Source organism: Streptomyces longhuiensis, from assembly GCF_020616555.1.
Taxonomy (GTDB): Bacteria; Actinomycetota; Actinomycetes; order Streptomycetales; family Streptomycetaceae; genus Streptomyces; species Streptomyces longhuiensis.
The window spans coordinates 3,247,765-3,262,682 of the sequence record NZ_CP085173.1; the positions used below are offsets into that span (position 1 = coordinate 3,247,765).

Genomic DNA, 14,918 nt, shown 5'->3' on the forward strand with positions numbered 1-14,918 from the left:
TGCGTGCCCAGGTCGACCTGGTGCACGCGCATCACAGTCGCCACACGCGACGAACCACATCGCAGGGGGTTGTATGAGATCCACCCGTGCCGCGGCCCGCGCCGGGCTCAGCCTGGCAGCGACACTGCCACTGCTCGCCGGCGCGCTCGCCATCGCAGCACCCGTCGCCCAGGCCGACCCGAACCCGGGCGCCCGCGACGCACTGACCGGCACCAAGCCGCTGTGGGCCACGGCCAAGGCCGACCAGGGTGCCACGTCGAACAGCTCCACCGTGCACGCCCGCGTCTACCTCGCGGGGCGTGACGCGGCGGGCCTCGCGGCGTACGCGAAGGCCGTGTCCGACCCGCAGTCGGCGTCGTACGGCAAGTACCTCAGCGCCAAGCAGGCCCAGGCCCGCTTCGGCGCGACCAAGGCGCAGATAGCCGAGGTCACGAAGTGGCTCGAGTCCTCGGGCCTCACCGTGACCGACGTCAGCAAGCACTACATCTCCGTCTCGGGCGAAGTCGCCGCCGCCGAGAAGGCGTTCGGCGCCCAGCTGCACAACTACACCAAGGGCAAGCACACCTACCGCGCGCCCACGGCCGCCGCGACGGTGCCCGCGTCCCTCAACGGCGCGGTCCTCACCGTGACCGGCCTGGACAGCGCGCCGCACAAGGCGGACCACGACGAGACGCTGCCGCCGCCGGACGCCGTGTTCCACAACGCCGGCCCCTTCTCGTCGTACTACGGCTCGAAGACGGCGAGCACCCTGCCGTCCGCGTACGGCCAGAAGGCCCCGTACGCCGTGAAGGGCTACACCGGCAAGCAGCTGCGGGCGGCCTACGGCGCCGGCAAGAAGACCGGCAAGGGGGTCCGTGTCGCCATCACCGACGCGTACGCCTCGCCGACCATCGCGAAGGACGCGGCCACCTACGCCAAGCGCAACGGTGACGCGGCCTACCGCAGCGGCCAGTTGAAGCAGGTCCTGCCCGCGGACTACACCAAGACCGAGGAGTGCGGGGCGTCCGGCTGGTACGGCGAGGAGACCCTCGACGTCGAGGCCGTGCACGCCGTGGCTCCCGCGGCCGACATCACCTACGTCGGCGCCGCGTCCTGCTACGACGACGCGCTGCTCGACTCGCTCGGCAAGATCGTCGACGGCCACCTCGCCGACATCGTGTCGAACTCGTGGGGCGACATCGAGGCCAACCAGACCCCCGACCTCGCCGCCGCGTACGACCAGATCTTCCAGTACGGCGCGATCGAGGGCATCGGCTTCTACTTCTCGTCCGGCGACAACGGCGACGAGGTGGCGCACACCGGCACGAAGCAGGTCGACGTGCCCGCCAACTCGGCGTGGGTGACGTCCGTCGGCGGTACGTCGCTGGCCGTCGGCAAGGGCGACAAGTACCAGTTCGAGACCGGCTGGGGCACGCTGAAGGCCAACCTGTCGGCCGACGGCAAGAGCTGGGACGCCTTCCCCGGGGCGTACACCTCGGGTGCGGGCGGCGGCACCAGCAAGACGGTGAAGCAGCCGTTCTACCAGAGCGGTGTCGTGCCGAACTCGCTGGCGCGCGCCAACGGCGGCTCGCAGAAGATGCGTACGGTGCCGGACATCTCCGCGGTGGCCGACCCGAACACCGGCTTCCTCGTCGGCCAGTCGCAGACGTTCCCCGACGGCTCGCTCAAGTACGACGAGTACCGCATCGGCGGCACGTCGCTGGCGGCGCCCGTCATCGCGGGTGTGCAGGCGCTGGTCCAGGAGGCCCGCGGCGGGCACGCGCTCGGCTTCGCCAACCCGGCGATCTACGACCGTTCCGGTTCGAAGATCTACCACGACGTGACGGACAAGCCGAACGGTCATGACCTCGCGGTGGTCCGTGTCGACTACGCGAACGGGTTCGACGCGGCCGACGGCCTGCTGACCTCCCTGCGCAGCCTCGGCAAGGACAGCTCGCTCAAGGCCGTCCGCGGCTACGACGACGTGACGGGTGTCGGCTCGCCGGCGCCGGGCTATGTGACGTCCTTCGGGCGTCGCTGACCCCGAGAAGAGCGGCGCCCGTCCCGGGGACGTCCCCGGGACGGGCGCCGCCCTCAATTCCCCTCCACCGGCTACTGCTTGACGACCCTCAGGTCGTCGCACCAGCCGCTTCCCTTACCGGTGCGGGTGTAGCAGTAGAGGGTCGCCGAGGTATTGGTGGCGCCCGTGGTGAAGGTGATGCTGCCGGTGCGCCACCCGAAGCCGCTGAAGGCCGGGATCCGGGTCTCGGTCCCGCCGAAGTTCTTCACGCCCACGGCGAGTTGGGTGTCGTACGCGTCGACGCGCCCCCAGCCGGAGAGCGTGTACGTGGTGTTCGGCGCGACGGTGATCTTCTGCTCGGCCGTGCTCGGGGTCCCCGAGACGCGCAGGCTGGAGCCGCCCCCGTGCGGATTCGCGGTGTCGGCCGCGACGGCCCCCGAAGGCACCCAGGGCGGGACGCCCGTCTCGAAGCCGGGATCGGCGACCAGGTTGGTCCCGCCCGAACAGGCGGCGTCATCGAACGCGGAGACCTGGTGGGCGCCGATGTCGGGACGACAGGCGACCGGAGCGGGAGAGCCGAAGTAGTCCTTGCCGCCGGAGCCGGTGGTGACCTGCCCGGCGCCGCGTGCCGGGGATCCGGCCTTCAGCTCGTACCCCGCGGGATCGGCGGAGCCCGGGTCGGCGAGGAGCGGGTCGGCGGTCACCTTGCCGGGGTCGGCGGGCTCGGACGCCGGGTGGTTGCCGTACATGACGTTGTCGCGCCAGGTGTGCTCGGCGGGCTTGCCGCCGTAGCCGCCGGTGCCGAGGTTGTAGAAGATGTTGTTGCTCCACAGCGTGGTGGACGCGCCACCGCTGCTCTCCACGACGGACGTGGTGGAACCGGCACCCATGTAGAAGGTGTTGTTGAGGATCTGGGCGGCCGCGTCGCCGACGGCGTACAGGATGCGCGAGCCGTCGTCGACGGAGAGGTTGTAACGCGCGACCGTGCCGGCCGTGTCGGCGCCGCTGCCGCAGGCCCCGCACAGCAGCAGGAAGCCACCCTCGTTGTCGTGGCTGTAGTTGTACTGGAAGAGGGCGCCGCGCGTGCCGAAGTCGGCGTCGAAGGCCATGCCGTCGTTCATGCCCGCCTTGCGCCGCACATGGTGGACCTCGTTGTACTGGAAGACGGTCCCGTCACTGTTGATGGTCCACAGGCCCGCGTTGTTGCCGGCCGAGCGCATCCAGATGTCGTAGGCCTCGTTGTGCTCGGCCAGCGCGTCCCGGGTCACGCGGACGACCATGCCGTCGCCGCCGATGTCGTGGATCTTGTTGCCGCGGAACACGACACGCGTACTCGCCGTCCACGCGGGACCGCCGGTGCAGCCGTAGACGGCGCGGCAGGCCCAGCTGGACTGGGTGGTCAGGCCCTCGCGGTCGACCTTGTAGATCTCGCTGTCCTCGACGAGTACGTCGTCGAAGCGGGTCGGCGTCGCGGTGCCGGAGACACGGAACTGGATGCCGTTGCTGCTCTTGGTGTCGCCGCCGTTGACGTCGTGGACGTAGACGTCGTCGAGGACGTAGTGGGTGCCGGTGCCGTGGTCGGCGAGCTCGACGAGGATGCCGTTGCGCTCGGCGTCCGTGGCGCCCTTGTTGGTGACCTCCAGACCGCGGATCTCCCACTGCTCGACATTGAGCAGATGGACGGCGGCGTAGACGGTGCCACCGCCCTCGATCACGGGCCGGGCGCCGCCGGAGCCGTAGGGGGCGACCCTGACGGGGGCGGCCGCGGAGCCCGATCCGGTGGGCTTGAGCTGACCGCGGCAGGTGGCTCCGCGCTTGAAGTAGAGCCGGTCGCCGGGCCCGTAGGTGACGGCGTTGGCCGCGGCGAGGCTGTTGTAGGGCGCGGCGAGGCTGCCGTCGCCGTTCGCTGCGGCGGAGCAGTCCACGTAATAGGGGGTGCTCGCGGACTGCGAGGGGTGCGGCGGATGGCCGGGCTGCGCGGACCCGGCGGCCTGGGCGCCCGGCGGGGAGACGAGGGCGGAGGCGGCGAGCGCGAGACCGGCCGCGAGCGTGGTGCAGGCTCTTCGGAGCCCGGATGTAACCGGTGCCATTCTTACTCCTGGGGATGGGAGAGGAGTTCGGCAAGTACCGTGCCCAGCAAGGTGGTTGAGGTCAATGGGTCGGGCGGGAAACGGTTACATCCACCGGTTACATTCACCAGCCCCGCCACTCCCTCGACACCCCGTCGACCCCTCGGATGAGCCGAGCCCCACTCCCCCGGACCCCCTCAGGCGAGCCGGGCGAGATCCTCCCGCCGAAGCCGCCCGAGCAGTTCCTCACCGCGCGCGAACCGCTCGGCCTCCTCCACTGCGTACAACCCCAGCCGGCGCACCTCGCTGCCCTGCGCGCCCGCCATGTGCGGGGTGACCAGGACATTGGGAAGGGTGAGCAACGGGTGACCCGGCGGCAGGGGTTCGGGGGCGGTGACATCGAGGAACGCGTCGAGCCGGCCGGTGGCGCACTCACGAGCGAGCGCCTCGGTGTCGACGAGCGAGCCCCGGGCCGTGTTCACGACGACACCCCCGTCCGGCACGAGCTTCAGCATCTCCTCTCCCAACAATCCACGTGTCTCCGGCAGTTGGGGCGCGTGCACGCTGACGATGGAGCTGCGCCGGCACAGTTCGGACAGGCCGACGAGCTCGGCGCCGAGGGCGGCGGCGTCGGCCTCGGTGACGTACGGATCGGTGAGCAGGATCCGGTACCCGGCGTCCGAGGCGCGGAGCCCGGCGATGACGCGGCGGCCGATGCGGGAGGCGCCGATGATCCCGACGACGCGGCCGTCGGCACCTTCGCGCGCGGTGAAGCCGGGCCAGCCGCCGGAGTAGCGGGCGGCGACGGGCAGCGCCTTCTTCGCGGCGAAGGTGATCGCGGCGAGCGTGAAGGCGACGACGGGACCCGCGTTGGCGTCGGCGGCGGAGGACACGGCGATGCCGGGCCGGTCCCACAGCGCGTCCGAGACGACGGGCTTGACCGATCCGGCGGCGTGCACCACGGCGCGGAGGCGGGGCGCGTGCGCCAGGACGTCCGAGGTGAGCTGCGGACAGCCCCAGCCGGTGACGAGCAGCTCGGCCCCGGAGAGGACCGCGCGGGCCTCGGGGGTGCCGAGCGGTCCGGTCAGCGGCACGGGCGCGAGGTCGGCGCACCGCCCGAGCCGTTGCCGCAGGTCCGACGGGATGACCCGGTCGAGCACCTCGGCGTCCATGGCCAGTGCCGCGATCGGTCGGTGTGCTGCCACGCGCTACCACCCTCCAGCTGCAGATTCTTAGTAACCGGTTACCTCAAGATGTCAGGAGGCTAGGCCCAACGCTGAGAGATGGTCAAGAGTTGGCGGAGACAGGGGGGTTGACCCGGCGTAGTAACCGTTTTAGATTCCCGCTCACCTTGTTCCAACGACGGAGGGGTTTCCGTGCCCACGGTGGCGAAGGACAGGCCCGAGACCGAGGCGGTGAAGCCCCCCGGCATCCCGGGCAGCGGGTCAAATACGCACAAACCCAGGCAGGACAGCTTCAGAAAACGGTTTCGGAGCAGCCGTACCTTCCTGCTGCTCATGGTTCCGGGCCTGGCCTACTTCCTGCTGTTCCACTACGGCGCCTTCGTCGGCAACGTCGTGGCGTTCAAGGAGTACGTCCCGTTCGACGGCCTCTGGGCCAGCCCCTGGGTGGGCTTCGAGAACTTCACCCGGATGTTCGGCGACGCGGACTTCTGGCACGCGACGTGGAACACCTTCTACATAGCGGTGCTCCAGCTGACGTTCTTCTTCCCGATCCCCCTGGCCATCGCCCTGCTCCTGCACAGCCTGACGTCGGACTTCCTGCGCCGCTTCGTCCAGTCCGTCGTCTACCTGCCGCACTTCCTGTCGTGGGTCATCGTCGTCGCGCTCTTCCAGCAAGTCCTTTCCGACACAGGCTTGTTGAACTCGTTCCTGGGCGACTCGGGGATCCACACGGTCGACATCATCGGCAACCCCGACGCGTACCGCCCGCTGGTGGTCGCCGAGGTGGTCTGGAAGGACGCCGGCTGGGGCACGATCATCTTCCTCGCGGCACTGATGCAGGTCGACGAGCAGCAGTACGAGGCGGCGGCGATCGACGGCGCGGGTCCCTGGCGCCGCTTCTGGCACGTGACGCTGCCGTCCATCCGCCCGATCATCGTGCTGCTCCTGATCATGCGGCTCGGCGACATCCTGTCGGTCGGCTTCGAACAGATGCTGCTCCAGCGCCAGTCGGTGGGCCCGGAGGTGGGCGAGGTCCTGGACACCTTCGTGTTCTGGCAGGGAATCGTCGGCGGCGACACCGGATACGCGGCAGCGGCGGGCCTGTTCAAGGGCCTGGTGGGCGCGGTGCTCGTCTTCACCGCGAACCGGGTGGCGCACAAGCTGGGCGAACAGGGGATCTACAAATGACCACAGCCGTAAGCACCAAGAACCCCACGCGCCCGGCCTGGAAGGAGAACCCCAAGCCGGCCACCCAAGCGGCCAAGGCGGTGGCGATCACCGTCGTCCTGGCCCTGGTCCTGATCCCGTTCCTGGTGATCATCTCCACGTCACTGGCCTCGAACAAGGAAGTGGTGGCCAACGGCGGCTGGGTCCTGTGGCCCACGGACCCGACGCTGCGCGCGTACCGCAACATCCTCAGCGGCGGCATCGTCACCAAGGCCCTGGGCGTCAGCGTCGGCGTCACCCTCATCGGCACCCTGGCCTCCCTGGCCTGCACCTCGTTCCTGGCCTACGCGCTCAGCCGCCCAGGAGTCCTGGGCGGCAAGCCGATCCTCCTGATCATCCTCTTCACCTTCCTCTTCCCCCCGGGCATGATTCCGGCGTTCCTCCTGGTCAAGGGCCTGGGACTGCAGAACATGTACGCGGCCCTCATCGCCCCCGTCCTGATCAACGTCTTCAACCTGGTCGTCCTGCGAGGCTTCTTCCAGGGCATACCGGAGGAGCTGTACGAGGCGGCGCGCCTCGACGGTGCGGGCGACTGGACGGTGTTCTGGCGGATCGTGCTCCCGCTGTCCAAGGCGGCCCTCGCGGTGGTCGGCCTGTTCTACGCGGTGAGCTACTGGAACGCCTGGTTCAACGCCTCGATCTACCTGGAGTCCGACCACTGGCCGCTCTCCCAGGTCCTGCGCACCTATGTGATCGGCGGCGCGCAGATCAGCGACACGGGCCTCAGCGAGGCCGGCATGGTCTCGGCCCCGCAGACGACGCAGATGGCGGTCCTGGTGATCGCCACCGTCCCGATCCTCCTCGTCTACCCGTTCCTCCAGAAGTACTTCACCAAGGGCGTGCTCACCGGCGCCGTCAAGAGCTAGTCAGCTGCCCGCCTTTCCCGAAGGGTCCACTCACGTGTCCGGTTCCTCGATGTCGCGTCGCACCCTGCTGCGTTCCATAGCCGTCGGCGGCGCCGCCTTGGCCGCCCCGTCCTTCCTCACCGCCTGTTCCACCGACTCCGGTGGCGGCGGCTCGGTCTCCAACGCGGGCAAGAAGGCGGCCGCGTGGCCGACGTACACCCCCGCCACCGGCGCGAAGCCGGATCTGGCGGCCACCGCGGAGGGCGTCCAGGCGGGCTACACCACGTACCCCGCGAAGCTGGTCAAGGCCGTCGCCGAGAAGCCCGGCACGGGCAAGGAGAAGATCAAGGTCCTCTCCATCACGTACGGCACCCCGCCGAAGCCGGCGGCGCAGAACAAGCTGTGGGCGGCGATCAACGAAGCGCTCGGCGTGGACGTCGAGTTCACCGTGGTCCCGGACGCGGACTTCCGCACCAAGATGGCGACGCTGTTCGCGGGCGACGACCTGCCGGACATCATCAACATCGGCGGCGGCTACGTCCTGCCGCGCGAGGCGCAGTTCGTGAAGACCCGCTGCGAGGACCTCACCGAGTACCTGTCGGGCGACGCGGTGAAGGACTACCCGAACCTGGCAGGTATCCCGACGTACGCCTGGCAGGGCATGGGCCGGATCTCGGGCCGGATCTTCGGAGTCCCGGTGGAGCGCCCGAAGCCGCAGGACACGATGTACTTCAACGGCCAGGCGTTCGCGAAGGCGGGCTACAAGCCGGGCATGTCGGCGCAGGACTTCGCGGCGATGGCGAAGGAGACGACAACCTCCAAGAAGTGGGCCCTGGGCGCCTCGTCGACCGCGTACTTCGGCTTCAAGACACACGCCACGTGGCACGGGGCGCCGAACCAGTGGCGCATCAAGGACAACAAGGCGACGTTCTTCGCGAGCACGGACGAGTTCAAGACCACGCTCGAGTTCATGTCGAACCTGCGCAAGGCCGGCGTGTACTACCCGGAGGCGACGTCGGTCTCCCAGGTGGACCTCAAGACGCAGTTCTGGAACGGCACGGTCCTCTCGATGACCGACGGCTTCCTCTCGTACCCCGGCTCGGCGCAAGGCATCAAGGACGCCTTCGACCTGGACGCACTGGTCCCCTACACCCCTGAGGGCACCACACCCGGCTACCAGCAGTCGCAGGGCATCTTCGGCTACACGGTGATCAAGAAGGCGTCGAAGGACCGCGTGAAGATGATGCTGCGGGTCCTCGACTACCTGGCCTCACCGTTCGGGACCGAGGAGTACGAGCTGGTGCACTTCGGCCTGGAGGGAACACACTTCAAGCGGGACAAGGACAACAACCCGATCGCGACACCGCTCGGCCTCGTCGAGTCGAAGGTGAACCTGCCGTTCGTGTATCTGAGCGACGCACCGCAGGTCCTGTACGCGCCGGGCTACGGGGACATCATCGAACGCCTCCACGCGTGGCAGCAGAAGGTGATCCCGATGATGGTGCCGAACGACCGCTGGGGCCTGCAGTCGGACACGTACAACAAGCAGGGCGCGACGCTCGACCAGATCATCAGCGACGGCGTGACGGCCACGGTCACGGGGCGCCGGAAGGTCTCCGACTGGGACGCCGTGTACAAGAAGTGGCTGAACCAGGGCGGGCAGCAGGCACTGGAGGAATTCGCCAAGGAGTACGAGGCGGCGCACTGACCGTACGGCATCGTCCATGATGGTCCGGGGCGGCATCGCCCGCCCCGGACGGGCAAGTTGAGGAGACACAACAGTGGGTGAGCGGGTCACCATCCGTGATGTGGCCGCGCGCGCGGGCGTCTCGGTCGCGACTGTTTCGCGGGTCCTGGCGGGCAACTACCCGACATCGGCGGCCTCGCGCGCCAAGGTCCAAAGAGCGGTCAAGGACCTGGACTACGTGGTCAACGCGCACGCCCGAGCCCTCGCCGGCGCCGGACGCAAGACGATCGCGGTCCTGATGTTCGACGTGGTCAGCTCGTTCTACGCGGCCGTGGCGCAGGGCGTGGAGATGGAAGCGGCCCAGCACAACAGACTCACCCTGGTCTGCTCGACGGGCGGCGACCCGGCCCGCGAGCTGGCCCTGGTCCAGATGATGCGCGAACAGGCGGCGGAGGCCGTGGTCCTGGTCGGCGGGGTCATCGAGGACGACGAGTACCGCGAGCGGATGGCGCACTACGCGGAGGCACTCGCGGCGGCGGGCTCGCGCCTGGTCCTGTGCGGCAGGCCGGCACCGGCACCCGACGTCCCCGCGCTGGTCGTGGAGTACGACAACGGAGCGGGCGCGCACGCGATAACCAGCCATCTGCTGGGCGCCGGCCACCGGAAGATCGCGATGATCGGCTACCAGCCGGGCAACACCACGGGCGAGGACCGCGTAACGGGCTACCTCAGAGCCCTGGACGACCACGGGGTCCCCCGCTCGGACGCGATCCTGCACGGCATCGGCTTCGGCCAGCACCACGGCTACGAGGCGATGCGGGACCTCCTCGACAAGTGCAACGGCAAGCCGGACTTCACGGCGGTCTTCGCGGGCGACGACCGCGTGGCGGCAGCGGCGATCCGCGCACTGGCGGAGGCGGGCCTACGGGTCCCCGAGGACATCTCGGTGGTCGGCTACAACGACGACCCGGTAGCGGCGGACATCACCCCCGGCCTCACCACGGTGCACATCCCGGCGGCGGAAATGGGCCGCACGGCCGTAAGACTGGCCCTGACAGGCACGTCTCGCCCGGGCCAGCAACGCCACCTCCTGGGCACACACATAGTGATCAGAGACAGCGTCCGCCCCCACCACCACTGAGCACACAGACACCCCGCGCACGAGCCAAGGCCCGCCGCCAGACATCACCGGGCGGACAGCCGCGTACGGACCAAGGCCCGCCGCCAGGGATGGCGCACCCCCACCCAACAACCGGCCGCCTACGAGACGCGGCCCGGAAGCCAGCGGCGAGCCCCACCGACCGGACACCCGCGTACGAGAGAAGACCCGGCACCCGGGATGGCGCACCCCCACCGAACGGTCGGGCGCCGACGAGACGGGAGGGGACGTGGGGGCATGTGCGCGCGGAGCCACCAGCACCACGTACAGGCAATTAGCTAGCTGACGGCGACCCATAGAACAGCGAACACGTACATGCCCCCGCGGCCCCGCACCCGAAAACACAACGGCGACCGACACCCCGCACCCAGGAACGCACCACCACCGCCCACCACCCATCCACTCCACAGATCAAGAGGACATCGCGTCAGTCAGACGATTAAACTGAGGCCGTGCCTCAACTACGTCTCGCCCTGAATCAGATCGACTCGACCGTCGGAGATCTCGCCGGGAACGCCGAGGCGATCATCCGCTGGACCAAGCACTCCGCCGAACAGGGAGCGCACCTGGTCGCGTTCCCCGAGATGGTCCTGACCGGCTACCCCGTGGAGGACCTCGCCCTGCGCGAGTCCTTCGTCGAGGCATCCCGCCGGGAACTGGCCGCGCTGGCCAAGCGACTGGCCGACGAGGGCCACGGCGACCTCCCCGTGATCGTCGGCTACCTGGACCGCTCGGAGAAGGCGCAGCCGAAGTACGGCCAGCCCGCCGGCGCCCCCCAGAACGCCGCCGCCGTCCTCCACAACGGCCGCGTGGCCCTGACGTTCGCCAAGCACCACCTCCCGAACTACGGCGTCTTCGACGAGTTCCGCTACTTCGTGCCGGGCGACACGATGCCCGTGATCCGCGTACGCGGAATCGACGTGGCGCTCGCCATCTGCGAGGACCTCTGGCAGGACGGCGGCCGCGTCCCGGCCACGCGCTCCGCCGGCGCCGGCCTCCTGATCTCGATCAACGCGTCGCCGTACGAGCAGAAGAAGGACGACACCCGTCTGGACCTGGTGCGCAAGCGCGCCCAGGAGGCGGGCTGCACGCTGGCGTACGTCGCCACGATCGGCGGCCAGGACGAGCTCGTCTTCGACGGCGACTCGATCGTGGTGGACACGGCGGGCGAAGTGGTGGCCAGGGCACCCCAGTTCGCGGAGGGCTGTGTGGTCCTGGACCTGGAGCTCCCGGCCGCGGAGCCGGACGCCCCGACGGGGACGGTCGACGACGGCCTGCGCATCGACCACCTGACGCTCTCCGAGGACCACGTCCCGGCGTACGAGCCGGAGCTGACCGGCGGCTACGCGGACCGCCTGGACGACGACGAGGAGGTCTACTCGGCACTGGTCGTGGGCCTGCGCGCCTACGCCGCGAAGAACGGTTTCCGCTCGGTGCTGATCGGCCTGTCGGGCGGTATCGACTCGGCGCTGACGGCGGCGATCGCGTGCGACGCGCTGGGCGCGCAGAACGTGTACGGCATCGCGATGCCGTCGAAGTACTCGTCGGACCACTCCAAGGGCGACGCGGCGGAGCTGGCCGACCGTACGGGGCTCAACTTCCGTACGGTCCCGATCGAGCCGATGTTCGACGCGTACATGGGGTCGCTGGGCCTGTCGGGCCTCGCGGAGGAGAACCTCCAGTCGAGGCTGCGCGGCACGATGCTGATGGCGGTCTCCAACCAGGAGGGCCACATCGTGCTCGCGCCGGGCAACAAGTCCGAGCTGGCGGTGGGCTATTCGACCCTGTACGGCGACTCGGTGGGCGCGTACGGCCCGATCAAGGACGTGTACAAGACGTCGGTCTTCCGGCTGGCCGAGTGGCGCAACCGGGCGGCGGCGGAGCGCGGCCAGACGCCCCCGATCCCGGAGAACTCGATCACGAAGCCGCCGAGCGCGGAACTGCGTCCGGACCAGGTGGACACGGACTCGCTGCCGGACTATCCGGTGCTGGACGCGATCCTGGAGATGTACGTGGACCGGGACCAGGGCGCGGACGCGATCGTGGCGGCCGGGTTCGACGCGGACCTGGTGACGAAGACGCTGCGGATGGTGGACACGGCGGAGTACAAGCGGCGCCAGTACCCGCCGGGCACGAAGATCTCGGCGAAGGGCTTCGGCAAGGACCGCCGCCTGCCGATCACGAACAGGTGGCGGGAGTCGGCGCAGTAGCAGTCACCGCGCCTGTCCCCCGGCCCCAAAGCCCAGCCGCCAGGAGAGCCCACCCGTCCCGGCGCAACACCTCACCGCAACACCTCACAGACGACGAGTGGGCTCCCCCGCGTCCGGAGCCGGAACGACATCGGGCAGATGCGAGGCCACGAGGAGCCCATGCCCCGACGTGGAGGAAGCGGAAGCGGAAGCGACAAGGGCCCGGGAGCGACGCACGTCGACCCCGTAGGCAACCCCGGCGACCCCGATCCCGAGGACGGCGAGCCCGGCCCCGGCGACCGCGGGGGACGTGAGCCCGAACCCGGCGGCGAGGGCGAGCCCGCCGATCCAGGCGCCGCCGGCGTTGGCGAGGTTGAAGGCGGCCTGGTTGGCGGAGGAGGCCAGGGAGGGCGCGGCGGAGGCCTTCTCCATGACCATGAGCTGGAGCGGCGACCCCGTGATGAAGGCGGCCATACCGAGCAGCACCACAGCGACGGCGGCGCTCCACTCGGCACGCATCAGCACGGGGAACAGCGCCAGCACCACACCGAGCGAGACGAGCCCACCGAACAGGGTCCCGCGCAGGGACCGGTCGGCGAGCCGCCCGCCGAGCAGGTTCCCGGCGGTGGCGCCGACGCCGAACAGAGCGAGCAGCAGCGTGACGCCGGCCTCGGCGAAGCCGGCGGTGCCGGTGAGCATCGGCGTCACATAGCTGTATGCGGCGAAGAGCGCGCCGAACCCGGCGACGGTGGTGCCGAGGGAGAGCCACACGGGCAGGGAACCGAGGGCCTTGAGCTCACCGCGCAGCCCGCCGGTCTCACCGTGGCCGTGGTCGGCGGGAACGAGCAGCAGGAGTGCGGCTATCGCGGCGAGCCCGATGACGCTGACGGCGAGGAACGTGGCGCGCCAGCCGAGCTGCTGGCCCATGAGCGTGGCGATGGGGACGCCGATGACGTTGGCGACGGTGAGCCCGAGGAACATCAGGGACACGGACCGGGCCTTGCGCTCGGGCGCGACGAGCGAGGTGGCGACGACGGCGCCGACGCCGAAGAAGGCGCCGTGGGGCAGCCCGCTGACGAAGCGCGCGGCCATCAGGAGGTGGTAGTCGGGCGCGGCGGCGGACACGGCGTTGCCGGCGACGAAGAGCACCATGAGCGCGACGAGGACGCGGCGGCGGGGCATGCGCGCGGTGAGGGCGGCGAGGAGCGGGGCGCCGATGACGACGCCGAGGGCGTACGCGGAGACGAGGTGGCCGGCGGAGGGGATGGAGATGTGCAGATCGTCGGCGACGTTGGGCAGGAGGCCCATCATCACGAACTCGGTGGTGCCGATGCCGAAGGCGCCCACGGCGAGGGCGAGCAGGGCCAGGGGCATGAAGAAGAGACCTTCCACGGGAAGACGGGCGGGAGACGCGGGAATCCGTAAGTTTACGGGCGGAACAAACTCTCCCGTGCCAAGTATTCCGTGAGGTGAGGCCCCGGTTTCCACCGAGTCAACAACGGGTGCGGGGAGCGAACGCGGACGTCAGGACCGGGTGAGATCGACCTTCGCCGCGATCGGCAGATGGTCGCTGCCGGTCTCGGGCAGGGTCCACGACGTGACCGGCTCCACACCCTTGACCATGATCTGGTCGATACGGGCCATGGGGAACGACGCGGGCCAGCTGAACCCGAAGCCACTGCCGGCGGCACCCTGCGTGGAGCGCATCTGGGACGTGACGCCGTTCAGCGCGCGGTCGTTCATCGTGCCGTTGAGGTCGCCGAGCAGGATGACCTTGTCGAGCGTCTCGTCGGCGATGGCCTCACCGAGCGCGTCGGCGGAGGTGTCGCGCTGGCTGGCGGTGAAGCCGGCGTGCAGCTTGACCCGGACCGACGGCAGGTGCGCGACGAACACGGCGACGTCACCCTGGGGCGTGGCGACGGTGGTGCGCAGGGCGCGCGTCCAGCCGAGCTGGATGTCGACGGGCCGCGTCGCGCTCAGCGGGTACTTGCTCCACAGCCCGACGGTGCCGGCGACGGAGTGGTACGGATACGTCTTCGCGAGCGCCTTCTCGTAGACGGGAACGGCGTCGGACGTCAGCTCCTCCAGGGCGACGACCTGCGCCCCGGAAGCGACGATCGTGTCGGCGGTGCCGGTCGGGTCGGGGTTCTCCGCGTTGACGTTGTGCGTGGCGACGGTGAGGTCGCCGCCGCTCGCGGTCTTGTCGGTGAGAAGTCCGCCGAAGAGGTTGAGCCAGACGATGCCCGGGACCAGTACCGCGATCAGGGCCGTCGCGGACTTCCGCACGACGGCCAGGACGAGCAGGACGGGCACGAACACACCGAGCCAGGGAAGGAAGGTCTCGGTGAGGGAGCCCAGGTTTCCGAGGGTGTTGGGGATCTGGGCGTGGAAGAGCATCACGAGCGCGACCAGCACGGCCAGCACCGCGAGGACCGCCCCGCGGCGCCAGATCCCGCGGTCACGCCATCCGCCGGTCAGGCGGCGCAGCGGGTCTCTGGAAGGCTGGTGCCCCGAGCCGCCGCCACCCGTTTCCGTCCTGAACCCCTGCGCCATACCGTC

General features: G+C 69.8%; 10 protein-coding genes. 6 read left to right on the forward strand and 4 right to left on the reverse strand.

Going from position 1 to position 14,918, the window contains the following annotated elements; genetic code table 11:
* Window positions 1-73: 73 nt before the first annotated feature.
* Window positions 74-2,020 carry a S53 family peptidase gene (locus tag LGI35_RS15145; protein WP_227294366.1) on the forward strand — a complete coding sequence of 649 codons (1,947 nt, stop codon included), beginning with the start codon at window positions 74-76 and terminating at the stop codon, window positions 2,018-2,020.
* Between the two features lie 71 nt (window positions 2,021-2,091).
* On the opposite strand, the gene LGI35_RS15150 is transcribed toward LGI35_RS15145, so the two are convergent.
* Window positions 2,092-4,089, reverse strand: a complete 1,998-nt coding sequence (locus LGI35_RS15150) for a carbohydrate binding domain-containing protein (RefSeq protein WP_227294367.1) — start codon at window positions 4,087-4,089, stop codon at window positions 2,092-2,094.
* A gap of 176 nt (window positions 4,090-4,265) precedes the next feature.
* Window positions 4,266-5,240 (reverse strand): hydroxyacid dehydrogenase, encoded by a 975-nt coding sequence (locus LGI35_RS15155; protein ID WP_227300310.1) that lies wholly within the window; start codon window positions 5,238-5,240, stop codon window positions 4,266-4,268.
* 345 nt (window positions 5,241-5,585) lie between these two features.
* Here LGI35_RS15155 and LGI35_RS15160 point away from each other — a divergent pair, with 345 nt between their 5' ends.
* The 5 genes from LGI35_RS15160 to LGI35_RS15180 all read left to right on the forward strand — a co-directional run bounded on the left by LGI35_RS15160 (window position 5,586) and on the right by LGI35_RS15180 (window position 12,380).
* Complete coding sequence (locus LGI35_RS15160) at window positions 5,586-6,440, forward strand: ABC transporter permease (protein WP_116502404.1); 855 nt, start codon at window positions 5,586-5,588, stop codon at window positions 6,438-6,440.
* The gene (locus LGI35_RS15165; protein ID WP_227294368.1) at window positions 6,437-7,345 is read left to right on the forward strand and encodes a carbohydrate ABC transporter permease; all 909 of its coding nucleotides are present in this window, start codon (window positions 6,437-6,439) and stop codon (window positions 7,343-7,345) included. Before LGI35_RS15160 ends, LGI35_RS15165 begins: the two co-directional genes overlap by 4 nt.
* 49 nt (window positions 7,346-7,394) lie before the next feature.
* Window positions 7,395-9,032 (forward strand): sugar ABC transporter substrate-binding protein, encoded by a 1,638-nt coding sequence (locus tag LGI35_RS15170; RefSeq protein WP_227294369.1) that lies wholly within the window; start codon window positions 7,395-7,397, stop codon window positions 9,030-9,032.
* A 73-nt stretch (window positions 9,033-9,105) separates the two neighbouring features.
* Window positions 9,106-10,152 carry a LacI family DNA-binding transcriptional regulator gene (locus LGI35_RS15175; RefSeq protein ID WP_116502401.1) on the forward strand — a complete coding sequence of 349 codons (1,047 nt, stop codon included), beginning with the start codon at window positions 9,106-9,108 and terminating at the stop codon, window positions 10,150-10,152.
* A 470-nt stretch (window positions 10,153-10,622) separates the two neighbouring features.
* Complete coding sequence (locus LGI35_RS15180; protein ID WP_227294370.1) at window positions 10,623-12,380, forward strand: NAD+ synthase; 1,758 nt, start codon at window positions 10,623-10,625, stop codon at window positions 12,378-12,380.
* Between the two features lie 84 nt (window positions 12,381-12,464).
* Here LGI35_RS15180 and LGI35_RS15185 read toward each other — a convergent pair whose 3' ends face one another.
* Both LGI35_RS15185 and LGI35_RS15190 read right to left on the reverse strand, forming a co-directional pair.
* Window positions 12,465-13,733 (reverse strand): MFS transporter, encoded by a 1,269-nt coding sequence (locus tag LGI35_RS15185; protein ID WP_227294371.1) that lies wholly within the window; start codon window positions 13,731-13,733, stop codon window positions 12,465-12,467.
* A 150-nt stretch (window positions 13,734-13,883) separates the two neighbouring features.
* Window positions 13,884-14,912, reverse strand: a complete 1,029-nt coding sequence (locus tag LGI35_RS15190) for an endonuclease/exonuclease/phosphatase family protein (RefSeq protein WP_227294372.1) — start codon at window positions 14,910-14,912, stop codon at window positions 13,884-13,886.
* Between the last annotated feature and the right edge of the window lie 6 nt (window positions 14,913-14,918).

Excerpts from the sequence above, each read along its gene's own strand:
- LGI35_RS15145 (WP_227294366.1), top strand. The coding sequence starts at position 74 with ATGAGATCCACCCGTGCCGCGGCCCGCGCCGGGCTCAGCCTGGCAGCG.
- LGI35_RS15150 (WP_227294367.1), bottom strand. The coding sequence starts at position 4,089 with ATGGCACCGGTTACATCCGGGCTCCGAAGAGCCTGCACCACGCTCGCG.
- LGI35_RS15155 (WP_227300310.1), bottom strand. The coding sequence starts at position 5,240 with ATGGACGCCGAGGTGCTCGACCGGGTCATCCCGTCGGACCTGCGGCAA.
- LGI35_RS15160 (WP_116502404.1), top strand. The coding sequence starts at position 5,586 with ATGGTTCCGGGCCTGGCCTACTTCCTGCTGTTCCACTACGGCGCCTTC.
- LGI35_RS15165 (WP_227294368.1), top strand. The coding sequence starts at position 6,437 with ATGACCACAGCCGTAAGCACCAAGAACCCCACGCGCCCGGCCTGGAAG.
- LGI35_RS15170 (WP_227294369.1), top strand. The coding sequence starts at position 7,395 with ATGTCGCGTCGCACCCTGCTGCGTTCCATAGCCGTCGGCGGCGCCGCC.
- LGI35_RS15185 (WP_227294371.1), bottom strand. The coding sequence starts at position 13,733 with ATGCCCCTGGCCCTGCTCGCCCTCGCCGTGGGCGCCTTCGGCATCGGC.
- LGI35_RS15190 (WP_227294372.1), bottom strand. The coding sequence starts at position 14,912 with ATGGCGCAGGGGTTCAGGACGGAAACGGGTGGCGGCGGCTCGGGGCAC.